The sequence below is a fragment of the Streptomyces sp. A0592 genome (assembly GCF_004795115.1).
GTDB lineage: Bacteria > Actinomycetota > Actinomycetes > Streptomycetales > Streptomycetaceae > Streptomyces > Streptomyces erythrochromogenes.
The window spans coordinates 240,473-262,936 of record NZ_SSBM01000003.1 but is presented as its reverse complement, the minus strand read 5'-3'; the positions used below and the strand labels follow the sequence as shown (position 1 = coordinate 262,936).

The window sequence follows — 22,464 nt, the reverse complement described above, 5'->3', positions numbered from 1 at the left end:
GGCCGGGCCGGTCAGGCGGTCTCGGCGATGTCCGCGTAGCCCTCGATCTCCTGCGGGTTGCGTCGGCCCGGGCCCGTGTAGCGGGCCGACGGACGCACCAGGCGGCCCGTGCGCTTCTGCTCCAGGATGTGCGCCGACCAGCCGGCGGTACGGGCACAGCTGAACATGGAGGTGAACATGTGCGCCGGGACCTCCGCGAAGTCCAGCATGATCGCGGCCCAGAACTCCACGTTGGTGGCGAGCACCCGGTCGGGGCGGCGCGCGTGCAGCTCCTCCAGGGCGGCCTTCTCCAGCGCGGCGGCCACCTCGTAGCGCGGCGCGTCCAGCTCCTTGGCCGTGCGCCGCAGCACGCGGGCGCGCGGGTCCTCGGCGCGGTAGACGCGGTGCCCGAAGCCCATCAGGCGCTCGCCCTTGTCGAGGGCCTTCTTCACGTAGGCGACGGCGTCGCCGGTGCGCTCGATCTCCTCGATCATGCCGAGCACGCGGGACGGCGCGCCGCCGTGCAGCGGGCCCGACATGGCGCCGACGGCGCCGGAGAGGGCGGCGGCCACGTCCGCGCCGGTGGAGGCGATGACGCGCGCGGTGAACGTGGAGGCGTTCATGCCGTGCTCGGCGGCGGAGGTCCAGTACGCGTCGACGGCCTTGACGTGCTTCGGGTCCGGCTCGCCCCGCCAGCGGATCATGAACCGTTCGACCACGGACTCGGCCTTGTCGATCTCGCGCTGCGGGACCATGGGCAGGCCCTGGCCGCGGGCTGACTGGGCGACGTACGACAGGGCCATCACGGCCGCGCGCGCCAGGTCGTCGCGGGCGGTCTGCACGTCGATGTCCAGCAGCGGTTTCAGACCCCACACGGGCGCGAGCATCGCGAGCGCGGACTGCACGTCGACGCGGATGTCACCGGAGTGGACCGGAATGGGGAAGGGCTCGGCGGCCGGCAGGCCGGGGTTGAAAGCACCGTCGACCAGCAGGCCCCAGACGTTCCCGAAAGAGACGTGGCCGACGAGGTCTTCGATGTCGACGCCCCGGTAGCGGAGCGATCCGCCTTCCTTGTCGGGCTCGGCGATCTCCGTCTCGAACGCGACGACCCCTTCGAGCCCGGGTACGAAGTCGGACATCAGGCGGCTCCTCAGATAGTGCGAACACGCGCGGCTCCCGGCGTGACTCGCGGTCCGGCGCGGTCATCCCCGTTGATGCCCGGCACGGCCGATGGTCACCCGTGCGGGGACCTTCGGACCGGCCCCAAGATTTTGGCCGCTACGCCCCGACTGCGGAAGCGTGACATACGGCACACCGCCGCCGGTCCACCTGCGGCAGGATGGCTGGCGTGACCGATCAGGACATTGACCCCGCAATGATGCGCAAGCAGTACCGCTCGGAGATCGTCCACGAGGAGAGCCTCGCCGAGGACCCCATGGCGCAGTTCGCCAGGTGGTTCCAGCAGGCGGCCGACTCGCACCTCTTCGAACCGAACGCCATGGTCGTCTCGACCGCCACCCCCGACGGACGGCCCAGCTCGCGCACGGTGCTGCTGAAGCAGTTCGACAGCCGGGGCTTCGTGTTCTTCACCAACTACGCGTCCCGCAAGGGCCGGGAGCTCGCGGAGAACCCGCAGGTCGCGCTGCTCTTCCCCTGGCACCCCATCGCCCGTCAGGTGATCGTGACCGGTACGGCGGCCCGTATCGGCCGCGATGAGACGGCGGCGTACTTCCGGTCCCGGCCGCACGGCTCGCAGCTGGGTGCCTGGGCGAGCGAGCAGTCGAGCGTGATCGGCTCGCGCGCGGAGTTGGACAGCCGCTACGCCGAGCTCGCGGAGCGCTATCCGGAGGGCGAGCAGGTCCCGGTCCCGCCGGAGTGGGGCGGGCTGCGGGTGGTGCCGCAGGAGATCGAGTTCTGGCAGGGCCACGAGAACCGGCTGCACGACCGCCTCCACTACGTGCTGGAGGGCGAGAAGTGGCGCCTGGAACGGCTCTGCCCGTAGCCGAGGGGAAAACAGACGACCCGCGGGCTCGGGGTCCTCTCCTGCAGTGAGAGGAGCCGGCCGGACGTTACCGGCGAGCCCGCGGGTCGGGTGACTGCTTGGGATTGGCGCCGGGCGATCCGCCGGGCACCGCACTGGGTGCGCTACTGACGACGGGCCCTAGCCCGCAGCCACCTCACGCGTCCGGTTTCCGTACATTGCGGCAACCACCTCCCTTCTCGTGTACGTCAGAGCCTAGGCATGCACGCCGACGGTCACAACTGTTTATTGGGAGCCGGCGCCCGCCCTTCCGCGGGGTGCTTCCGATGCCGTCTGGGCGCGCCGACCGCTCCGTTCCGACCGGATTTCGTGTCCCCAATCCGGCGAAAGCGGTGTGGTGTGGGTCACGTTCGAGTTCAATGATCTGACGTGCCGCATACGCGAACACCTGCTGGGGGTTCCAGGTGAGTGCTTCCGGACGTGACGAGACCGCCGACGACCTGCTCGCCGCGCTGTTGGACGGGATGGACGCCGCGCTGTGCGCCTTCGATTCCGACGGGGTGATCACCCACTGGAACCGGGAGGCCGAGCGGATCCTGGGCTGGTCGCCCGGGGAGGCCGTGGGGCGCAAGGGGTTCGAGGGCTGGGCGGTACGGGCCGCCGACGCGCAGGACGTGCAGGACAGACTGATGTCCGCCCAGCACGTGCCCGGACGCCAGGTCCACGAGTTCGCGCTGCTCACCAAGGACGGCGGGCGGGTCCTCGTACGGACGCAGTCCGCCGGGGTGCCGGCCGCGGACGGCTCGCCCGCGGGGGTGTACTGCGCCTTCAGCGAGGTGCACGCGCAGATCGACCTGGAGCGGTCCATCGCGCTCAGCGAGGCCCTGATGGAGGACGCCTCCTGGGGCGTCGTCCTCGTCGACGTCGACCTGCGTCCCGCCGTGGTCAACACGCACGCCGCCCGGGCCTTCGGGACCGGCCGCACCGCTCTGCTCGGCCGGCCCCTCGGGGAGCTGCTGACCCAGGGGGTGGAGGAGCTGGAGGGCGCGCTCCAGCACGTGCTCGCGGAGGGGGCGCCGCCCGCGCCCGTCGAGATGTGGGTGTCGGTGCGCACGGCGGAGGGCGTGCGGCGCCGGTGCTGGCGGTGCGGGTTCCTGCGGCTGGCCTCGCCGCTCGCGGAGGAACCGGTGCCGCTGGGTGTCGGCTGGCTGATCCAGGACGTCACCGAGGCCCGGCAGGAACAGCTCGACACCGCGCAGGCGCGGTTCCGGTCCCACCAGCTCCACCGGGCGGGGCGGGCCGCCGCCGAGTGCGAGGATCCGGCGGAGGCGGCCGGCGTACGCCTGGACTTCGCGCTCGCCGGCTTCGCCGAGCACGCGCTGCTGGACGTACTGGCCCCCGCGGCCGACTCCGAGCGGCGAAGGCTCGTACGGTGCGCCGCGTCGCCGCCCGAGCTGCCGGCGCCCGGTTCGATCCCCGTGCGCTACGCGGCCGGGCATCCGGCGCTGCAGGCGCTGGACCGGATCGGCTCGGTGCGCACCAGCGCGCCGCGCGGTGAGGCGGACGCGGAGTGGGCGCGGGCCCGGCAGTGGCCCGAGGGCGCGGCGCACGTGCTGTGCACGGTGCTGCGCAGCCGGGGGCGGACCCTGGGCGCGCTGACCTTCCTGCGCGGGCCCTCGCGGGTGGCGTTCGAGCGCGCGGACGCCGCGTACGCGGAGGAGGTCGCGGCCCGGGTCGCGGCGGACCTGGACCTGGCGGCGCGCCCGTCGGGCCCGTGACCGGCTCCGGTCCCTGACCGGTGCCGGTCGGTGCCGGAAGCCGGTCAGTGCCGGAAGAAGATCCGGTCGCCGTACTCCTGCATCACGCGGCCGTTCCACTCGTGGCCGCCGTCGACGTTGCCCGAGCGCAGCAGTGGGGGCTCCAGGCCGCGGGCGGCGAGCTCCCCGGCCGCCGTCGCCATGACCGCCTGCATGATCGCGCTGGTGACGACGGTGGAGGCGGGGGCGAAGGGGGCGTCGATGCCGTCGATGCTCAGTTCGGCGTCACCGACGGCGATCTTGCTGTCGAGGACGACGTCGCAGTGGTCCTTGAGGAAGGTGCCGGAGACGTGCCGCGAGCGGGTGTCGGTGGCGTACGCGACGGAGGTGACGCCGATGACCTTGAGGCCGATGGCGCGGGCGTTCATGGCCATCTCGACCGGCAGGGCGTTGCGCCCGGAGAGGGAGATGATCACGAGGACGTCGCCGTCGGCGGCGGGGCTGCTGTCGAGGACGGCGCCGGCGAGGCCGTCGACCCGCTCCAGGGCGCTGCCCAGCGTGGCGGGCATGACGTCGACGCCGGCGGTGCCGGGGACGGCGAGGAAGTTCATCAGGGCCAGGCCGCCGGCCCGGTAGACCACGTCCTGGGCGGGCAGCGAGGAGTGTCCGGCGCCGAAGGCGAACAGGCGGTTGCCGGCGGCTACGGCGTCGGCGATGAGGGTGCCGGCCTCGGCGATGTGCGGGGCCTCCTCGTCCCGTACCCGCTCCAGCAGGCCGATGGCGGCGTCGAAGAACTGACCGGCCAGCTTGCTCTCGCTCATGCGCCGAAGGCCCTTCCAGAGGTGGGGTGCGTCCGTGTCCGCCGCTCACCGTGCGGTCTGGACCAAGGGCGTGTCAATACGGGCGTCAATCCCGTGTGGGAAGGGCCGGGACATGTACGGGACCGGTCTTGACCCCTGGGCACGGGACGGTTGTCGGCCTGATGCGTCAGAATTGGGGGCAGGGCCAGCGCACGCAATCCGAGGGGCACGAATGTCCGGACTGATCGATACCACGGAGATGTATCTCCGCACCATCCTCGAGCTGGAAGAGGAAGGCGTGGTGCCCATGCGCGCCCGGATCGCCGAGAGGCTGGACCAGAGCGGGCCGACGGTGAGCCAGACGGTGGCGCGCATGGAGCGGGACGGCCTGGTGGCCGTCGCCACCGACCGGCACCTGGAGCTGACGGACGAGGGCCGGCGGCTGGCGACGCGCGTCATGCGCAAGCACCGGCTCGCCGAGTGCCTGCTCGTCGACGTCATCGGGCTGGAGTGGGAGCAGGTCCACGCCGAGGCCTGCCGTTGGGAGCACGTGATGAGCGAGGCGGTGGAGCGGCGGGTGCTGGAGCTGCTGCGCCACCCGACCGAGTCGCCGTACGGGAACCCCATCCCGGGGCTGGAGGAGCTGGGGGAGAAGGCCGAGGCGGAGCCGTTCCTGGAGGACGGCATGATCAGCCTGTCCGAGCTGGACCCGGGCACCGAGGGCAAGACGGTGGTCGTGCGGCGGATCGGGGAGCCGATCCAGACGGACGCCCAGCTGATGTACACGCTGCGCCGTGCGGGTGTGCAGCCCGGTTCTGTGGTGAGCGTGACCGAGTCGCCGGGTGGTGTGCTGGTGGGCAGTGGTGGTGAGGCCGCCGAGCTCGAGGCGGAGATCGCCTCGCACGTGTTCGTGGCGAAGCGCTGACCTCGTAGGGTCCCCAGCCGTACGGATCGGTCCTCGGTAGTGGTCGGTCCCGGCGCCTTGCGGCGCCGGGACCGGTCCTCCCCTGTGTGACCTGGAGCCCCGAGCTCTCAAGGTCTTCCCCTCGGACCGTCTTCCCCGAGCGGCCCGCCTCCCTGTTGAAAGGATCTCCATCGGCAGGGGCGGCCAATCCTTGAGCAAGGTCACTCGAAAGAGCGGTGTTGTGGGCGGGAACCCCGTTTTCGAATGGGGGTTCGATAGTCTGGTGGGGAGCGAAGGGGGTGCATCTGCGGTGGTACAGCGCATCGATGTGACAGGGGCCGAAGGTGTCCGTCTGGCCGCCTGGCAGTTCCGAGAACCGGTCGCCGAAGCAGACCCCCGCCCCGGCGTGCTGTTACTGCACGGCCTGATGGGCCGTGCTTCCCACTGGGCCGGTACCGCCCACTGGCTCGGCGAACGCCGCCGCGTCGTCGCCCTGGACCAGCGCGGCCACGGCCACAGCGACCGCCCGCCCGACGGTGCCGCCCCGTACACGGCCCTGGGCCGCGAGGCCTTCGTGGCCGACGCCGAAGCCGCCGTGGAGCAGCTCGGCCTCGCCCCCGTCACCCTGATCGGCCACTCCATGGGAGCGCTCACGGCCTGGCAGCTCGCCGCCCGCCGCCCCGACCTGGTCGCGGCCCTCGTCATCTGCGACATGCGCGCCTCGGCCCTCGGCGCGGCCTCCCAGCGCGAATGGGAGGACTGGTTCCACCTCTGGCCCCTGCCCTTCCCCACCCAGGACGCGGCCCGTCGCTGGTTCGGCGAGGACGATCCCCGCGTGGAGCGCCCCGACCCCGGCCGCGGCGCCTTCTTCGCCGAGGTCATGCACGAGGCCCCGGACGGCTGGCGGCCGCTCTTCTCCCGCCGCCAGATGCTGACGGCCCGCGAGACGTGGGTCCACGACGCGCACTGGGAGGAGCTGGCCCAGGTCCGCTGCCCGACCCTCGTGGTCCGCGGCCTGGACGGCGAACTGGGCCGCGCCGAGGCCCAGGAGATGGTCCGCGTCCTCCCGGCCGGGCGGTACGCGGAGATCCCCGACGCCGGCCACTACCTCCACTACGACCAGCCCGCGGCCTGGCGCTCCGTCCTGGAACCCTTCCTGGACGACATCCGGGCCCCCACCCCCTGACCCCCGGCCCCACCGGGCCGCCCGGCACCGGTCGGCGGTGGTGGGGAGGGCGTGTCAGCGGGATGTCAGGCGGGTGTTCGGGGGGTGTCAGGGGGGAGGGCCATGGTGTCCACGTCGCCAGGAGAACACCTGAGAAACGAGGACCCCCGTGAACGCCGTCGCCGCCCTGCAGCTCCTGATCGCCCTCGCCTTCCTGAGCATCCCGCTCGTCCGCAGCCGCTACGGCAGCCGCGCCCAGGCCGCCGTCGAGGCCGAGTTGGGGCGTCAGGGAGTGCGGACCACCGTCATGGCCGAGAACGGCATGCGCCTCGACGCGGGAGGCCACGAGACGTGGGCGCCCGCCGGGATCGCCACCGCCCTGGCCGTGCCCGCCGTCCTCGCGCTCGCCGGCAACTCCTGGGCGGACACGCTCACCTGGATCGTCCAGCCGCTGGTCATCCTCGTGAACTGCGTGATCCTCCACTCCAACCTGACCGCCGTGCCGTCCGTCACCGCCGCCTTCGCCAAGTCCGAGGACGCCGAACTCCGGCGCATCGACGTCAGGTCCATGCTCCGCGCCGCCGAGCAGGGATTCCCCCGCTGGGTGATGCCGTACCTGCAGAACCTCCGCCACGGCATCGTGTTCGCCGGCTCCGCCGCCGCGCTCGTCCTGCTCGCCGCCCACTGAACCCGGCCGGTCCCCCCGCCGCCTCCCGCGCCCCGAGTCGCCGCACGGCGACGCTCGGGGCGCCGGCCTGCTCGCCGGGCGCGCGGGACGGCGGGGGCCGCGTCAGCCCTTGCTGACCGCCAGCAGGATCTCCGGCAGCTTCCGCGACAGCGTCGGGGCCGCGAGCCGCAGGCCCGCCCAGGTGGCCAGCCAGCCCCAGGCCACGCCGATCGGGAGCAGGACCCAGGACACGTCACGGTGTTCGGCCGCGTTCAGCCAGATCGCCAGGGCGATCACCGGCGCGGCCACCACCGCGGACACCAGCATTCCGGCGGCGATGCCGCCCCAGGCGAGCCCGCCCTGCCCCGGCGCGACGTTCTTGAAAGCACCGTCGGTCGGGATGGAGTACGGGAAGCGGACCGAGGCCAGCGCCCCCGTGCAGAGCATCGAGCCCAGCAGGGCCAGGGCCACGCCCACCCCGGCGGGGAAGCCCTGCCAGTCGTCCAGCAGGGCGGCGGTGACCGCCGTGACGAGGACCGTGTACGGGAGCGTGACCAGGGCCAGCGCTGCCGCGCGGGCGCGCAGCTCCGCGTACGCGTCACGGGTGCTGGAGATGGTCTGCGCGACCATCCAGAACGCCGAGGTGTCCTGCCCGAACTGGTTGTACATCATCATGCCGAGCATGCCCGCGCCGAAGCTGCCGAGGTAGACCGACCCGGTGCCCTGTAGCGCGTTGAAGACGGGCACGATCACGCCGATCGCCAGCGCCGTCACCCAGGCCGACTTGGTCTTCGGGTCACGTACGGCGTAGCGCAGGCTGCGCTGCGCGGAGGCGCCCGTCCGGCCGCCCGGCAGCAGCGCCCAGAAGCCGCCGCCGGCGCCACCGCGCTCCTTGACCGGCCCGGAGGCCGCGATCGTCGACCCGTCCGGAGCGACCATCAGCTTGGTCAGGCTGCGCTCCCAGGACCACATCAGGCCGGCCAGGGCAGCCACGGTCAGCACCAGCTGGGCCGCCGCCCGCCCGTACGCGCCCTCGCTCACGGAGTCGACCATGCCGACGGCGGTCGCCGGCGGCAGCCACTGCACCACCGCCTCGACGGGCTCCAGCTTCGACAGGCCGCCCGACTGGAAGAGGCTCTGGCTGGCGAAGTTGGCCAGCTGCGCGCCCACCGCGATCACCAGGCCGCTGAGGAGCGCCAGGTCCCGGCCCTTGCGGCTGGTCAGCAGGCGCACGTTGGCCGTCGCCACGGCCCGGGCGAGGGTGACGCAGCCGAGCAGCAGGAGCGGAACGGCCACCACGGCCGCCACCGCGCCGGCGGCGCCGCGCGCGACGGCTATCACCGAGCCGATCGCCAGGCACAGCGTGAACAGCGGCCCGATGCCGACGAGCGAGCTCACGAGCAGGGCCCGTACGAGAGGACGCGGCCGCAGCGGCAGCATCACCAGCCGGCTCGGGTCCAGCGTCTCGTCCCCGGCGGGGAAGAACAGCGGCATGAAGGCCCAGCCGAGCGCCAGGATCGCGGCCAGCAGGACCACGACGGTGCCCGCGTGCGCGTTGCCGTGCAGCAGGCCCAGGCCGAGCGTCATGAAGAAGCCGACCACCAGCGCGAAGGCCAGCGTCGAGAAGTAGGCGGCCTTGCGCTTCGAGGAACCCTTCAGCCCGTTGCGCAGCAGGGACAGCTTGATGCGGAGGAAGATCGGGGTCAGCGCGGGCGGCGCGGCGGAAGGAGTCGCTCCCGTGACGATCCCGGCGGGGGCGGCGGGCGCGCTCATCGCGCGACCGTCCCGGAGTTGCCGGAGTTGCCGCCGAGCCAGTCCAGCGAGTCCCCGGCCGTGTTGCGCCCGTGCGCGCCGACCAGTTCGAGGAAGGCGGCCTGGAGGGAGGGCGCGGAGCCCCGTACGTCGGCCAGCGGGCCCGCGGCGCGGATGCGTCCGGCGGCCATCACGGCCACCCAGTCGCACAGCGACTCGACGAGCTCCATCACGTGGGAGGAGAAGACGACCGTCGCACCGGACGCGGTGTAACGTTCCAGCACTCCGCGGATGGTCTGCGCCGACACCGGGTCGACGCCCTCGAACGGCTCGTCCAGGAAGAGCACTTCGGGATTGTGCAGCAGGGCCGCGGCCAGGCCGATCTTCTTGCGCATGCCGGTCGAGTAGTCGACGACCAGCTTGTGCTGCGAACCGGCGAGGTCGAGGATGTCCAGCAGCTGCGTGGCCCGCTTGTCGGTCTCCTCGCCCGGGAGTCCGCGCAAACGGCCCATGTAGCCCAGCAGTTCGCGCCCGGACAGCCGCTCGAAGAGCCGCAGTCCCTCGGGCAGTACGCCGATCCGGGCCTTCACCTCGGTCGGGTCGGCCCACACGTCGTGTCCCGCGACGAGGACCCGCCCCATGTCGGGGCGCAGCAGCCCCGTCACCATGGACAGGGTGGTCGTCTTGCCCGCGCCGTTCGGCCCCACCAGGCCGATGAACTTCCCCGCGGGCAGCTCCAGATCGATGCCGGCGACGGCCACCTGCTCGCCGAACCGCTTCCACAGACCTTCCACGCGCACGGCGGACGGCGCGGTTCGCGCGCCCTCCGTGCCGTACGTTCCACCCGTCGCATCGCCCTGGTCCGGCATGCGCCTGCCTCTCGTCACACGTCCCCGTTGGTCGTTCTCTCTTCACGATAGGAGGAGGGGGAGAGGCTTCATCAGTTACTTATGTCATGAGTTCCGGGCCCGGTCCCACAGGACCGCGTCACGACGGTCGCGCCGTCATCCCTGGCGCCGCTTGCGTTCCGCCGCCGCCTCGCTGCCGCACGCGTACGCCAGCGCGTCGATCAGCTCCTCCGTGTCGGGCAGCCAGCGGTTCGCGGGCGTGGGGCGGCGCGCCCACTGGACCGCGCCCCGGCCGCCGAAGCGGGTCGGCGGGGCAGCGACGTACTCACCTTCGCCGCGGGCGGTCAGGTCGATCGCGGACGGCGTCCAGCCCAGCTTGCGCACGAGGTCGGCGACCTTGACGCCGGCGCCGGGCAGCACGAAGAACAGCATCCGGTGGTCGGGCGTCAGCGTGACCGGCCCGAGGGTGCGCTGCATGCGCTCCAGCCGGGCCAGCGCCAGGAAGCCGGCCGAGTCCGGCACGTCCAGCGCGTCGAAGCTCCGGCCCGTCGGCAGCAGGATCGACGCCTGCGGGTTCTTCCCCCAGACCCGGCGCACCTGCACCGCGCTGCCGGTGGCGTGCGCCGCCCAGTCCTTCACGGCCGCGTGCGCGCCGGGCGCCGGGCAGTCCGCGGCCCCGCAGGAGCACAGCTCCCGGCCGTCCCCGGGCTCCAACCAGGTGCCGGCGAAGACATCCCAGTGCCGTTCTTCCGCGTACCGCACGGCATGGTCCAGCAGCTGCTCGCCGCGCTGCTTGGGGATGGGTGCGGTCTCCGTGACTCCCATGGTCTCTTCCACGCCCATCACAACTGCCCGGGTCACCCGGGGTTACGGGGGTAAACCCGCCCGCGGGCGGAGCATCGATCCTGCATATGGGGCGCACTGATGCACGTGTGGGGGCGCGTAGGAGGCCGGGGCGCTGTTGCTGGGTAGCGACACGACGCAGAGCGGAAGATTCTCCGCACATCAGGCGGGAAGTGATCATTCCAACGGATCACCCGCGGTCAGCAGGGGGTTTTCATGGCAGCCAGGCCTCTCGTCGCCCGCCAGCCGAACGAACGGCTGCAGGCGCTCATCCAGGAAGCCGGGTGCTCCAACGCCGGGCTCGCCCGGCGCGTGAACATGTGCGGGGCCGAACACGGCCTCGATCTGCGCTACGACAAGACCTCCGTGGCCCGATGGCTGCGCGGCCAGCAGCCGCGCGGCCGGGCACCCGGCATCATCGCCGAGGCGCTGGGGCGCAAACTCGGCCGGACCGTCACCATCGACGAGATCGGCATGGCCAACGGCAAGAACCTCGCCTCCGGTGTCGGCCTGCAGTTCTCCCCGACCGTCGTCGGCGCGATCGAGCAGGTCTGCGAGCTGTGGCGCAGCGACGTCGGCCGCCGCGACTTCCTCGCGGGCTCCAGCGTGGCCGCCTCGGCGCTCGTCGAGCCGAGCCGCGACTGGCTGATCACCGGCGCCGACACCCAGGTGGCGCGCAGCGGCGGTTCGCGGGTCGGCATGTCGGACGTGGAGGCGGTACGGGCGACCACCGAGGCCCTCAAGGAACTCGACCACCGCTTCGGCAGCGGGCACGTACGGCCGGTGGTCGTGCACTACCTCAACTCGGTGGTGTCGGGGCTGATCGGCGGCTCCTACCGGGAACCCGTCGGGCGGGCCCTGTTCGCGGCGGTGGCCCGGCTGACGGAGCTGGCGGGCTACATGGCGGTGGACACGGGGCAGCCGGGCCTGGCGCAGCGCTACTACATCCAGGCGCTGCGGCTGGCCCAGGCGGCCGGGGACCGCGCGTACGGGGGCTACGTACTGGCGGCGTCCATGAGCCACCTCGCGGCGGAGCTCGGGAACCCGCGGGAGATCGCGCAGTTGGCGCGGGCCGCGCAGGAGGGGACGCGCGGGCAGGTCACCCCTCGGGTCGAGGCCATGTACTACGCCGCCGAGGCGCGCGGGCACGCGCTGCTGGGCGACGGCCGGGCGACGGGGGTGCTGTCCGCGCGGGCGCTGAGCGCGCTGGAGCGGGCGGAGCCGGAGTCGGGCGACGACCCGGTGTGGATCCGCCACTTCGACGAGTCGTACCTGGCGGACGAGCTGGCCCACTGCCACCGCGACCTGGGGCAGGCGGACGCGGCGGCCCGGCAGGCCGAGGAGGCCCTGCGCGGCCTCCCGGCGGGCAAGGCGCGCCGCCGGGCCATCGGGCTGCTGCTGCTGGCGGCGGCGCGGGTGCAGCAGCGGGAGGTGGAACAGGCCTGCCAGACGGCCGTGCAGGCGGCGGACCTGCTGGAGGGGCTGCGCTCGAACCGGGGGGCGGAGTACCTGGAGGACTTCAGGACGCGGCTGGAGCCGTACCGGGAGGAGGCGGCGGTACGGGAGTTCGCCGCGCGGGTCGCCTGACGGCGGACTCGGCCGACGATCCGGGGGCCGGGCCGGGCCCGCCCATCCGCGCCTCAAGCGCCGGCGGGGCCGGCTGGAGGCGGCCCGGCCGTGCGGGAGGGGTGGAAAGGAGGGGGCGGAAGGGCGGGGACGGTGCGAGGGGCCGGGGGCCGCCCCGCTGCGCCCCGGGAGCAGGTAGCGTTGCCGGACGTTCCGTACGGTCGGGCGAGTCGGAGAAGGAGTCCCGGTGACGCAGAGCGGACAAGGGGGCGCCCCCCAGCCGGGTGCTCCGTGGGATCCGGACCCGGCGTCCGGGTATCCGGCGTACCCGGAGCAGCCGCAGCAGGCGCAGCCCGGGGCCGCCTACGGGTATCCGCAGGCCTACCCTTCGGCAGAAGCCCCGCCCGGGCACGTGGTCGGGCCCGGCTACGAGGGGCCCGGCGCGCCGCACGGCTACGGCTATCCGCCGCTGCCCGAGGCCGCCACCCAGTACATCCCGCCCGTCCCGGCCGATCCCGCGGCTCCCGGGTACGAGGAGGCGGCGACGCAGTACATCGCGCCCGTCCCCGCGTACCCCGGACAGCCAGGACAACCCGGGCATCCCGGGCACGACGAGGCCGCGACCCAGTTCATACCGCCCGTGCCGGCCGGCCCCGCGGCCCCCGGGCACGAGGAGGCGGCGACGCAGTACATCCCGCCGGTCCCCGCGGGCCCCGCCGCTCCCGCCGCCTCCGGCGTGGAGGGCTTCGACAACCTGTTCCGCGGCGACGACGACTCCGCCGGGCACACCCAGCACCTGCCGCCCGTACAGGAGCCCGTGCTGCGGGGCCGGCCGCCGCAGCGGCCCTACCCGCCGCGCGCGCAGGGCCCCGTACCGCCGCAGGCGCACCAGCCGCACCAGCCGCACCCGCACCAGCAGTACGCCCCGCCCCCGCCGGCGGAGCCCTCCCGCAAGGTCTCGCCCGCGATCATCGGCGCCGTCGTCATCGGCCTCGCCGTCGTCGGCCTCGGTGTCGGCACGCTGCTCCCCGACGGCAAGCCCCAGAACAACGACCCGGGCGCCGTGCCCGCCGCGCCGACCGCGAGCGGCGGCTCGGCCGAGCCCGGCGAGGCCCCGGTCGACCCGGCCCGTCCGCAGGCCGTCCAGCTGGACAAGCTCCTCGCGGACAGCAACGACAGCCGGGCCGCGGTGATCAAGGCCGTGGAGGACATCAAGAGCTGCGCCAACCTCGACCAGGCGGCCGCGGACCTGCGCGGCGCGGCCCGTCAGCGCGAGGAACTCATCACCCGGCTGCAGGAGTTGAAGGTCGACAAGCTGCCCGACCACGCCAAGCTGTCCGCCGCCCTGAACAAGGCCTGGCAGGCCTCGGCGGACGCCGACAACAGCTATGCCGCGTGGGCGGACGACGTGGACGACGACAAGTGCAAGGACGGCAAGGCCAAGGCCACCAAGAACGCCTCCGAAGGCAACAGGTCGAGCGGCGAGGCGACCAAGGCCAAGGAGTCGGCCGCGACCATGTGGAACACGATCGCGGCCAAGTACGGCCTCACCAAGCGCGACAAGTCCCAGCTCTGAGCCGGTGACCGGCGGCCGGACCGGTCGCCGGCCCCGCCCGCGCTCAGGCCGTGCGCGGCGCCTGCACCAGCGTCGGGGTCATGTCCTGGCTCTTCTCGCCGGGCTGCGCCACGAGGCGTCCGGACTGCACGATCTGGAAGGTGACCTGGCCGTTGACGATGCGGGGGAAGCCGGCGACGGCGCGCATGTCCTGGTAGCGCCAGCTCAGGTCGGGGGTGAGGCCGCCGGTCTTCACCGGCTGGGACTCGTTCAGCGACCGCTTGACCTTGCGGGCGTCGATGTCCTCGCCCTCCCCGAAGCGCTTCACGATCTCGCTCAGCACCGTGTACGCGATCCAGGTGGTCTGCGCCCCGCTGTCGTCGGGGTCGACGGTGTCGTCGCCGAAGGCGAAGTCGGTGACGACCTTGCGCATCGGCTCCCAGAGGGGGTCGGAGGACACCGGGTACCAGCTCGTGATGTACGCGCCCTCGAAGGGGCTCTCACGGCCGCCCGTGCGGTCCACCAGGGACTGGCTGACGCTTCCCAGCACGGAGGAGATCTGCGGCTTCCTGCGCTGCGGTTCGGTGCGGCGGAAGGCGTCGAAGAAGGTCTCGGTGCGCTCGCCGAGGACGGCGGTCACGCAGCCCTTGTCCCTCTCCTTCTCCTTGCCGGTGCCGCTGGTGTGCGCGAGGGCCTCGCTGGCCTGCGGCTTGAAGTCGGCGGAGTCCTCGGCGGCCCGGATGTCGGCGGCGTCGGCCATCTTGTTGGCCCGCAGTCCGGCGTTGAGGAGGACCGGCAGGGTGTCGCCGGCGATGGTGTCGGGGCGGACGAGCGCTACCTGGTCGCAGACGCGTCCCAGCTGGTGGCCGGCGCCGGCGATCAGGACGGACTGGCCGCCGTTGACCGGGTAGGAGAGCGGGGACTGGAACTCCTCCGAGGAGACGCCGTAGCCGCCGATGAAGGGGATGCCCTCGGCCTCCAGCGGGGCCATGAAGGCGCGTCCGTGCTGGCTGTAGGAGCCGACGACGGCGACGGCCTTCTCCGCGACCGCCTTGCGGGCGCAGTCGGCGGCACCGCTGGGGGTGTTCTTCTCGTTGCAGGTCAATACGCGGAGTTTGTGCCCGTTGATACCGCCCTTGGCGTTGACCCAGCGCTCGTAGGCCTTGGCCATTCCGGTCATCCCGGGCATGTTCGTGGCGCCGGTCCCCTCCGGGGCGAAGGTCATGACGGTGATGGTTCCCCCCGAGCCCCCCGAGCCGCCGGGGAGGGTCCCGCACCCGGCCACGAGGCAGGCACCCATCGCCGTGGCCACGACGGTGCGGGAGAGGGATGCTGCGCGTCGCGAGATGGTCATGTCCACGCACCATTCCGCCCCACCGGTAACTGTCGAGTGAGATGGACACAACATCGGGTGACGTCGAGGTGAATTGCGGGGGCGCGGTCGCTTGCAGGCGCCTCAAGATCGCACTGAACAGGAACGTACGATCGAAAGCGTGACATTCGCCCAAGGTTCGAAGAACTCTTCCAAACGCGGCGGCCGCTCCTCCACCATGGGCGGCATGCCCCTGAACGACATGCCGTGGTGGCGCTGGCGCAGCAACGTGCGCTCGGCGCTGCACATGCTTTCCGATCCGGCCTTCCACGAGGACACCTGGCTGGCCGGCGACGAAGGGTACGGCGACGTCACCGACGCCGTGTACCGGCTCGTCGAGGACACGTGGCTCGACAGCTGGTCGGCGGAGAAGTACGTCGGCACGATCTTCCGCGACTCGCAGGAGGCGGCCCTCGTCGACCTCGCCGTGCTGCGCGTCCTCCGGATCCTCCACCAGGTCGGCCCCGACGCCCCCGTCTCCGTCTACCTGGAGCACCACGCGTGGCCCGAGGCGGTCCGTGCCGCGCGCGAGGCGCACGTACGGCTCGCGCAGGCCGACGGGGACGACCCGGACGTACGGCCCACCTCGCTGGAAGTATTGAAGATCCTCACCCGCGCGGTGTGAAAGGCTGTGCGGTCATGAGCGACCCGCACACCGAGGCCCAGGCCCAGCAGCAGCCCCAGTACGTCCTGACCGTGTCCTGCCCCGACAAGCAGGGCATCGTGCACGCCGTGTCGAGCTACTTGTTCATGACCGGCTGCAACATCGTGGACAGCCAGCAGTTCGGAGACCGGGAGACCGGGCTCTTCTTCATGCGGGTGCACTTCGAGGCCGAGCCTGCGGTCACGGTGGAGAAGCTGCGGGCGAGCTTCGCCGCCATCGGTGAGTCCTTCAAGATGGACTGGGAGATCCACCGCTCCGAGGAGCGCATGCGGATCGTCCTGATGGTGTCCAAGTTCGGGCACTGCCTCAACGACCTGCTGTTCCGCTCGCGGATCGGGGCCCTGCCGGTCGAGATCGCGGCCGTGGTCTCCAACCACACCGACTTCGCCGAGCTGGTCGCCTCGTACGAGGTGCCCTTCGTGCACATCCCGGTGACGAAGGACACCAAGGCGCAGGCCGAGGCGCAGCTGCTGGAACTCGTACGCGCCGAGAACGTCGAGCTGGTGGTGCTGGCGCGGTACATGCAGGTGCTGTCGGACAACCTCTGCAAGGAGCTGAGCGGGCGGATCATCAACATCCACCACTCGTTCCTGCCGAGCTTCAAGGGCGCCAAGCCGTACCACCAGGCGCACGCGCGCGGTGTGAAGCTGATCGGCGCGACCGCGCACTACGTGACGGCCGACCTCGACGAGGGGCCGATCATCGAGCAGGAGGTCGAGCGGGTGGGCCACGAGGTCACCCCGGACCAGCTGGTGGCCGTCGGCCGCGACGTGGAGTGCCAGGCGCTCGCGCGCGCGGTGAAGTGGCACAGCGAGCACCGCGTACTGCTGAACGGCTCCCGCACGGTGGTCTTCGCCTGACGGGCGCCGCGCGGGGAACGGGCCGCGCCCAGGGCGGGCCCGGTCCGGCCATGACGTGACCGGCGGCCCCCGGCTCGGGACCTGCGGCTCGCAGCTACGCAGCTCGCAGCTCGCAGCTCGCAGCTCGCAGCTCGCGCCGACGGTGACCGGCTCGCGGCGCGTCGGCCGTCCGGCCCGCGTCCTCGGGCGCACGGGGCGCGCACGCCGGCCCGGGGTCGCGGTTCGCCCTGGCCGGGGTCGGGGCCGTGGTGTGCCGGGCGCGGGACGGCGGGGCCTGCCCCGGTCCCGGTCCTCCGGCCCGGCCGGTCGCACGGCAGCACCCGGTGGGGCCGCCTGTCCGTCACCGCTGTGCGGGCGGCGTGGCGTCGGGCGGTCCACCCGGTCACAGCACTAGGCCGTCTCTTTCGGATCTTGTCGGTCGAGCCCGCGTCGTCCGGTGCCGTTGCATCGCAAGGCGGAGGGGCGCCCGTGTACTGGACGTACTCGGGTGCCCCGACAACCTGGGGGTCCCCCCCCGGACGGAGTCCGGGGGATGAGGTGCGGTGCCGGGCGGCGCGGCCCGGCAAGATCCGAAAGAGACGGCCTAGCCGCAGGCGTTACGCGTCCGGGGCCTCCACGCCGCAGTACCCCGCGAAGGCGGCCAGGATCTCGTCCTCCGAGATGCGGCCGTCGCCGTCGGTGTCGAGGCCCTGCGCCACCTGCTCGGCGAGTTCGGGCGCCGTCCCGAGGACGCGCAGCACCCGGGCCGCGGCCGTCGGCGTCGCGCCGAGGCCGTCCTCGTCCGCCACCGCGATCACGGCCCGCAGGAACGGCCTGGCGATCTCCGCGAACCGCTGCGGGTTGTCGCGCAGCCGCTTGGCCGCGCCGGTGATGAACTCCTCGCGGGACACCCGCTGGTCCCCGTCGACGTCCGCGATCCCGGCCATACCCTGCCAGAACGCCTCGGCGCCGCCGAAGACGGCCTGGCCCTTCTCCGACCGTGCGGCGGTACCGAATTCGGCCAGGACGGCCTTCGCGGCCGCGCTGAAGTCCTCCCGGTCGATGAAGCCGGACCCGTCCTGGTCGAAGGTGGCGAATCGGGCGGCGATCTTGCGCTCGTATTCTGCGCTGTCCATATGCGGCGTTCCACCTTCACGTGTGCGTGGGGTTCAGATCAAGACAAGGCAGGAGCGTAAGGCCTTGGTGGCCTGCACGTTAAGCGAAGTGGTCAAGCAGGCGGCCGCATCGAACCCGCGCACGGGGAGCGCGGCGGGGCGCGTACGCCTGTACCCATGTGCCCTGGGCCGCACCACCGTTCACGCCCTGCAACGCCCCTATCACGCAGGGCCTACTTCCGAGGGGAGCTTCGTCCAAAACAGGCGCGATCCGCCATGTGCCCACTACATTCGTTGCGTCGACACACGGCTGGGGGCACTTATGCCGAAGGACGTACCACCGCGGTGGGACCGCCGCATGCAGCAGCGCCTCGCCCGCGGCGAGGCCGCCGCACTCGGTGAGCTCTACGACCGCTTCGCCTCGCTCGTGCACAGCCTGGCGCACCGCGTGCTGGGCGACGAGAAGGCGGCGGACCGGATCACCCGCGAGGTCTTCGGCTACATCTGGGAGAACCCGGACGCCTACGACCCCAAGCAGGGCTCCATGCGCTCCTGGGTCGCCCGGATCACCCAGGGCCAGGCGGTGGCCCGGCTGCGCCAGGCCGAACTGGGCCGCGGCTCCCGCGAGGAGCTGGAACAGAAGGTGCGCAGCGCCAACGCCGCTGCCCGCGCGGACTACATCGTCACCTCCATGCCCGCACCGCTGCGGGCCGCGCTGGAACTCGCCTACTTCAAGCGGCGCGACTACCGGCAGGCTGCCGCCGACCTCCAGATCAGCGAGGACGAAGCCCGCCGCAGGCTGCGGCTCGGGCTCCAACTGCTGTCGACCGCCAACGCCCTCCCGCAGGAGGACGCCGCCCAGCCCGGTTACGGCCCGCGCGAATACGGAACACCCCGATGAACGGCCCCGCCCAGTCGCCCGACGACGGATACGAGCGTCCCGGCGGCCGGGCGCGGATACCCGGCCCGCGCGGGGCCGCCGACGACCTCGACCCGGGGCACGCACCGCGCCCGCTGCCGCTGCCCGCCGAACCGACGCCGCCGCCGTCACCGCCGCCCTCGCACGCCGTGCTGAAGTCCCTCCTCGGCGCGTGGGCGCTGGCCGCCTGCTCGACCGAGGAGACCCGGGCGGTCGAGGACCACCTCACCGAGTGCGCACCCTGCGCGGAGGAGGCGCTGCGGCTGCGCGACGCGGTCGGACTGCTGCACCCCGAGGAGACCCTCGACCTCAAACCGCTGCTGCGCTCGCGCGTCCTGGAGGACTGCCTCGGCAAGCGGCCGGCCCGCATCCCGGTGCCGGTGTGGGCGAGCCCGTACGACACCGAGACCGCGCGGCTCGACGCCCTGCTGCAGGACTTCGGCGACTCCGAATGGCACACCCCGGTGCGCCTGAAGTGGTTCGAGGAGGAACGGAGCCGGTCGCAGCGGACCACGGTCGCAGGTGTGATCGGACACCTCATGACCGTCGACGGGCTGATCGCCACCGCGCTCGGCCTGGACGACCCGCTCGGCTCCGAAGCGCCGCCGGGCGGTCCGACCGTACGGACGGAGTACTTCTGGGGCGCGTCCGCGTACCCGACGACGCGGCAGGTGCGCGAGCCGTGGCGGGAACAGGGCCACACCCTGGTCCGTACGGTGTCCTTCGCAGGCCGTGGCGTCGCCGAACTCGCCGTGGACTACGGCGGTTTCGCACTGCCGCTCGGCGACGCCTTCCTGGAGCGGGCCTTCGAGTGCTGGGTGCACGCGTGGGACATCGCGGACGCGGTGGACTACCCGTACGAGCCGCCCTCCGGGCCGCACCTGCACGGGATGATCGACCTGGCGGCGCGACTGCTGCCGGGCGCGCTGGCACAGCGCCGCCGCGCGGGCCTGGCGGCCCCGGCGCGGGGCCTGGTCGCGGCGGGAGCGCCCGGGCGGACCCTGCACCTGGAGATCGAGGGCGCGGGTGGCGGCGGCTGGGACATCGCGCTGGACTCGCCGGGAGCGAAACCGTCGCCGGAACGGACGGTGGCGGAGATCGCCCTGGACGGCATCGAGTTCTGCCAGCTGGCCGCGGGCCACATCTCGCCGGAAGACGTGGCGGCCGGCCAGCACGGCGACCGCGAAGCAATCCGCGACGTCCTGTTCGCGGCAGCCTCCCTGAGCCGCCTGTAGGGGGGTACGGTCACCCGCGCACCCGGCGCCTCCACCCCCGCGGCCCCACCCCCCGGGCCGGCGGCTGCCCACCCACCCCCGGGCGCGGCGGCATCGAAGCACGGCGGAAGCCGGCGGGGGCGGGTCGGGACCGGCAGCGCGCGGGGTGGTGTGGGGGCGGTGTCTGAGTGGGGCGGTATCAGTGACGTGCTGGGGGTTTCCCGTCCGTCCTATCGTCTTCCGTGTCGTGCCGGTCCCTCAAGGGCGCTCCTTTGTCGCGTCGCTTCGCGATGGCCTTCGGCCACCCTTGACCGCCCGTCCCGCCCCGGAAAATCGAGGACAGCCGGGAAGCCCCCAGAAGAACGGGCCGGGGACAGGCGGAGAGACGGGCACATCAGCGAGGCGCGGGGTGGTCGGGAGCGCGCCTCAGATCGCTACGCACGCCTGTCCGTCGGCGTCTGCGGGCCTCTGTGGCTGGGCATAAGCCGCCATCGATCGCTACGTGCTTCTCGATCACGCGTCTGCAAGCCCCATGGGCGGGTGTGAGGCGCCCACAAGCACCCAGGTGTGAGCTGCGTTCCGCGTCTACGCGCCCTGACAGGAAGACGGAGCGCCGCCTCGAACGTCATTCGACGGACTCGACGTTGGAGATCGCCGTTGTGAATTCACATCCAGACGAACCGCGGATGTAAGCCAGTTCAACCCAGAGTTCGTGGGCTGAGCCCGAGACGTTTTCATTGATCACTGCCATCAGCTCCCCCCTCTACGCCAGAGGCGATGTCGCGGACGGGTCGGCGTAGGAGGTGGTGGGGAACGTATTCGTAGCGCTCACTCATCGACTTCGCGCTTCAAGGTGCTGAGGAAGCGCTCCCACCCGACCAGGGCCCGGTTGAACAGATCCGAACTCGGCTCTCCAATGGCAGTCGTCAAGCGGCTGTCCTCCGTGCAGACGCCGAACTCGTCAATGCGCGGCCGCATGCAGATCACTCCTCCGTAGTGCGCGGTTGGGTCTGTGCCGATGCTGCGGCCCCCGTCGGAGCGTTGCCACCGCGTTCTCGGGACGTTTGAGACGTTTCGTCGGTACGGTTCGCTCCGTCCTTGACGGGTCATGGAGGCGAATCATGAATCACGTGCTGCGCCGGGCAATGGCGAATGCCAAGATGACGGAGACGCACCTCGCAGAAGCTTGTGGAGTCGATGCGAAGACGGTCGGTCGATGGATCACCGAGCCACACCGCATTCCTCACGCCCGCCACCGTTGGGCGGCGTCTGAAGCGTTAGGGGAGGAGGAGGCAGCCTTGTGGCCCAACGCCGTACGATCGGCACTCACCACCGGGCCGGACCGGGAGATCGTCCAGGTCTTTCCGTATAGGTCGGCCGCACCTGCCAGCCTGTGGAAGTCCCTTGTGGCGAAGGCGCAGAGCGAGCTGGTGTTCGCCGGATACACCAACTACTTCCTTTGGCTGGAGCAATCGTCACCCCGATTCTGGCGCGCAGGGTCGGCCACGATTCGCCAATGATGCACCTCCGCCGCAGGCAGGCGGACGGCATGTTCGACCGCTTCGCGGCTCATGTCGAAGAGCTGTGGAGCCGTGGACGTGACATCAGAGAGGCGAGGCGAGATGCCCAGGCGTGACTACGAGGACGATCCCCACGCGCCGGTGGCGAACAGCTTGGTGCCGGCGGCCTCGGCGATCGTCGTCGACGACGACGGTCGGGTGTTGCTGCAACGGCGCACGGACAACGAGATGTGGGCTCTGCCCGGCGGCAAGATGGAGATTGGGGAGAGCATCGGAGACTGCGCGGTTCGAGAGACGCTCGAGGAAACCGGCATTGCGGTTGAGATCGTGGGGATCGTCGGTACGTACACGAACCCCGGACACGTCTTCGCCTACGACGACGGAGAAGTCCGCCAGGAGTTCTCAATCTGTCTTCTCGCCCGGCCCACCGGCGGCACCCTCCGGACGTCCGACGAGTCTCTCGAGGTCGCCTGGTTCGCGCCCGAGGACACGGACAATCTCCCGATGGTGCCCAGCATCCGCAAGCGCATCGACGACTGGCGCGCAGGTCGCGGTCCCGTAGTTCGCTGACGCCGCCACTGACACGCAGACGCCGAACTCAATTCGTGTGTGGCGGTCGATCGCGTCCGTTGTCCAGCCCCAGGCGGTCTGCGGTCGCGTGATCGAGAAGTGCGTAGCGAGTGTGGGCGGCTTATGCCCAGCCACAGAGGCCTGCGGCCGCCTACCAGCAGGACCGTGTAGCGATCTGAGGCGCCCCCGACCGCCCCGCGCATCGCTGATGTGCCCGTCCCTGAAAAGAACTCCCCGCCCGTTCTTCTGGGGGGTTTCCGGCTGTCCTCGATTTTCCGGGGCGGGACGGGCGGTCAAGGGTGGAGCGCAGCGACATCGCGAAGCGACGCGAGGAACGAGCGCCCTTGAGGGACCGGCCCGACACGGAAGACGATAGGACGGACGGGAAACTCCCAGCACCTCCGTGATCCCGCCCCGCGCAGATCCCGCCCCGC

The 22,464-nt window shown here is 72.1% G+C and carries 20 protein-coding genes and 1 pseudogene; 13 read left to right on the top strand and 8 right to left on the bottom strand.

The window, feature by feature from the left end; genetic code table 11:
• Positions 1 to 11: 11 nt before the first annotated feature.
• The gene (locus E6U81_RS06565; protein WP_031155218.1) at positions 12 to 1,118 is read right to left on the bottom strand and encodes a citrate synthase 2; all 1,107 of its coding nucleotides are present in this window, start codon (positions 1,116 to 1,118) and stop codon (positions 12 to 14) included.
• Between the two features lie 200 nt (positions 1,119 to 1,318).
• Here E6U81_RS06565 and pdxH point away from each other — a divergent pair, with 200 nt between their 5' ends.
• Both pdxH and E6U81_RS06555 read left to right on the top strand, forming a co-directional pair.
• A complete protein-coding gene (gene pdxH, locus E6U81_RS06560; RefSeq protein WP_240803681.1) occupies positions 1,319 to 1,981 on the top strand; it encodes a pyridoxamine 5'-phosphate oxidase in 663 nt (220 codons plus the stop codon).
• A gap of 443 nt (positions 1,982 to 2,424) precedes the next feature.
• Positions 2,425 to 3,738: a PAS domain-containing protein gene (locus E6U81_RS06555; protein WP_136229127.1), complete on the top strand. Its 1,314-nt coding sequence runs from the start codon at positions 2,425 to 2,427 to the stop codon at positions 3,736 to 3,738.
• Positions 3,739 to 3,782: 44 nt separating this feature from the next.
• Here the strand turns inward: E6U81_RS06555 and E6U81_RS06550 are convergent, their stop codons facing one another.
• Positions 3,783 to 4,538, bottom strand: coding sequence for an SIS domain-containing protein (locus E6U81_RS06550; protein ID WP_136229126.1), 756 nt, complete (start codon positions 4,536 to 4,538; stop codon positions 3,783 to 3,785).
• A 211-nt stretch (positions 4,539 to 4,749) separates the two neighbouring features.
• Between E6U81_RS06550 and E6U81_RS06545 the strand changes: the two genes are divergently transcribed.
• The 3 genes from E6U81_RS06545 to E6U81_RS06535 all read left to right on the top strand — a co-directional run bounded on the left by E6U81_RS06545 (position 4,750) and on the right by E6U81_RS06535 (position 7,274).
• Positions 4,750 to 5,442 carry a metal-dependent transcriptional regulator gene (locus tag E6U81_RS06545; RefSeq protein WP_030665907.1) on the top strand — a complete coding sequence of 231 codons (693 nt, stop codon included), beginning with the start codon at positions 4,750 to 4,752 and terminating at the stop codon, positions 5,440 to 5,442.
• Between the two features lie 289 nt (positions 5,443 to 5,731).
• Complete coding sequence (locus E6U81_RS06540; protein WP_136229125.1) at positions 5,732 to 6,607, top strand: alpha/beta hydrolase; 876 nt, start codon at positions 5,732 to 5,734, stop codon at positions 6,605 to 6,607.
• A 148-nt stretch (positions 6,608 to 6,755) separates the two neighbouring features.
• Positions 6,756 to 7,274: a hypothetical protein gene (locus E6U81_RS06535; protein ID WP_136229124.1), complete on the top strand. Its 519-nt coding sequence runs from the start codon at positions 6,756 to 6,758 to the stop codon at positions 7,272 to 7,274.
• Positions 7,275 to 7,376: 102 nt separating this feature from the next.
• On the opposite strand, the gene E6U81_RS06530 is transcribed toward E6U81_RS06535, so the two are convergent.
• The 3 genes from E6U81_RS06530 to E6U81_RS06520 all read right to left on the bottom strand — a co-directional run bounded on the left by E6U81_RS06530 (position 7,377) and on the right by E6U81_RS06520 (position 10,678).
• Positions 7,377 to 9,026 (bottom strand): transporter, encoded by a 1,650-nt coding sequence (locus E6U81_RS06530; RefSeq protein ID WP_136229123.1) that lies wholly within the window; start codon positions 9,024 to 9,026, stop codon positions 7,377 to 7,379.
• On the bottom strand, positions 9,023 to 9,874 hold the full coding sequence (locus E6U81_RS06525; RefSeq protein ID WP_136229122.1) for an ABC transporter ATP-binding protein: 852 nt from the start codon (positions 9,872 to 9,874) through the stop codon (positions 9,023 to 9,025). Before E6U81_RS06525 ends, E6U81_RS06530 begins: the two co-directional genes overlap by 4 nt.
• Positions 9,875 to 10,009: 135 nt before the next feature.
• Positions 10,010 to 10,678 (bottom strand): bifunctional DNA primase/polymerase, encoded by a 669-nt coding sequence (locus E6U81_RS06520; RefSeq protein ID WP_240803680.1) that lies wholly within the window; start codon positions 10,676 to 10,678, stop codon positions 10,010 to 10,012.
• Between the two features lie 234 nt (positions 10,679 to 10,912).
• On the opposite strand from E6U81_RS06520, the gene E6U81_RS06515 reads away from it, so the two are divergent.
• Both E6U81_RS06515 and E6U81_RS06510 read left to right on the top strand, forming a co-directional pair.
• Positions 10,913 to 12,283 (top strand): transcriptional regulator, encoded by a 1,371-nt coding sequence (locus E6U81_RS06515; RefSeq protein WP_136229121.1) that lies wholly within the window; start codon positions 10,913 to 10,915, stop codon positions 12,281 to 12,283.
• Between the two features lie 226 nt (positions 12,284 to 12,509).
• Positions 12,510 to 13,838 carry a hypothetical protein gene (locus E6U81_RS06510; RefSeq protein WP_136229120.1) on the top strand — a complete coding sequence of 443 codons (1,329 nt, stop codon included), beginning with the start codon at positions 12,510 to 12,512 and terminating at the stop codon, positions 13,836 to 13,838.
• A gap of 43 nt (positions 13,839 to 13,881) precedes the next feature.
• On the opposite strand, the gene E6U81_RS06505 is transcribed toward E6U81_RS06510, so the two are convergent.
• Positions 13,882 to 15,171: an ABC transporter substrate-binding protein gene (locus E6U81_RS06505; RefSeq protein WP_136229119.1), complete on the bottom strand. Its 1,290-nt coding sequence runs from the start codon at positions 15,169 to 15,171 to the stop codon at positions 13,882 to 13,884.
• A 196-nt stretch (positions 15,172 to 15,367) separates the two neighbouring features.
• Between E6U81_RS06505 and E6U81_RS06500 the strand changes: the two genes are divergently transcribed.
• Both E6U81_RS06500 and purU read left to right on the top strand, forming a co-directional pair.
• On the top strand, positions 15,368 to 15,814 hold the full coding sequence (locus E6U81_RS06500; protein WP_030902465.1) for a hypothetical protein: 447 nt from the start codon (positions 15,368 to 15,370) through the stop codon (positions 15,812 to 15,814).
• A 14-nt stretch (positions 15,815 to 15,828) separates the two neighbouring features.
• Positions 15,829 to 16,713: a formyltetrahydrofolate deformylase gene (gene purU / locus E6U81_RS06495; protein ID WP_136229118.1), complete on the top strand. Its 885-nt coding sequence runs from the start codon at positions 15,829 to 15,831 to the stop codon at positions 16,711 to 16,713.
• Positions 16,714 to 17,309: 596 nt separating this feature from the next.
• Here the strand turns inward: purU and E6U81_RS06490 are convergent.
• Positions 17,310 to 17,828 carry an EF-hand domain-containing protein gene (locus E6U81_RS06490; protein WP_136229117.1) on the bottom strand — a complete coding sequence of 173 codons (519 nt, stop codon included), beginning with the start codon at positions 17,826 to 17,828 and terminating at the stop codon, positions 17,310 to 17,312.
• A 301-nt stretch (positions 17,829 to 18,129) separates the two neighbouring features.
• Here E6U81_RS06490 and E6U81_RS06485 point away from each other — a divergent pair, with 301 nt between their 5' ends.
• Both E6U81_RS06485 and E6U81_RS06480 read left to right on the top strand, forming a co-directional pair.
• Positions 18,130 to 18,708, top strand: a complete 579-nt coding sequence (locus tag E6U81_RS06485; RefSeq protein ID WP_030666174.1) for a sigma-70 family RNA polymerase sigma factor — start codon at positions 18,130 to 18,132, stop codon at positions 18,706 to 18,708.
• A complete protein-coding gene (locus tag E6U81_RS06480) occupies positions 18,705 to 19,961 on the top strand; it encodes a zf-HC2 domain-containing protein (RefSeq protein WP_136229116.1) in 1,257 nt (418 codons plus the stop codon). Before E6U81_RS06485 ends, E6U81_RS06480 begins: the two co-directional genes overlap by 4 nt.
• Before the next feature lie 604 nt (positions 19,962 to 20,565).
• On the opposite strand, the pseudogene E6U81_RS40905 reads toward E6U81_RS06480, so the two are convergent.
• A pseudogene (locus E6U81_RS40905) lies at positions 20,566 to 20,776 on the bottom strand (hypothetical protein).
• Positions 20,777 to 21,061: 285 nt separating this feature from the next.
• On the opposite strand from E6U81_RS40905, the gene E6U81_RS06465 reads away from it, so the two are divergent.
• Complete coding sequence (locus E6U81_RS06465; RefSeq protein ID WP_346766128.1) at positions 21,062 to 21,460, top strand: helix-turn-helix transcriptional regulator; 399 nt, start codon at positions 21,062 to 21,064, stop codon at positions 21,458 to 21,460.
• 102 nt (positions 21,461 to 21,562) lie between these two features.
• Entirely contained in the window at positions 21,563 to 22,030 is a 468-nt protein-coding gene (locus tag E6U81_RS06460; RefSeq protein ID WP_136229317.1) for an NUDIX domain-containing protein, read from the top strand.
• Positions 22,031 to 22,464 lie beyond the last annotated feature (434 nt).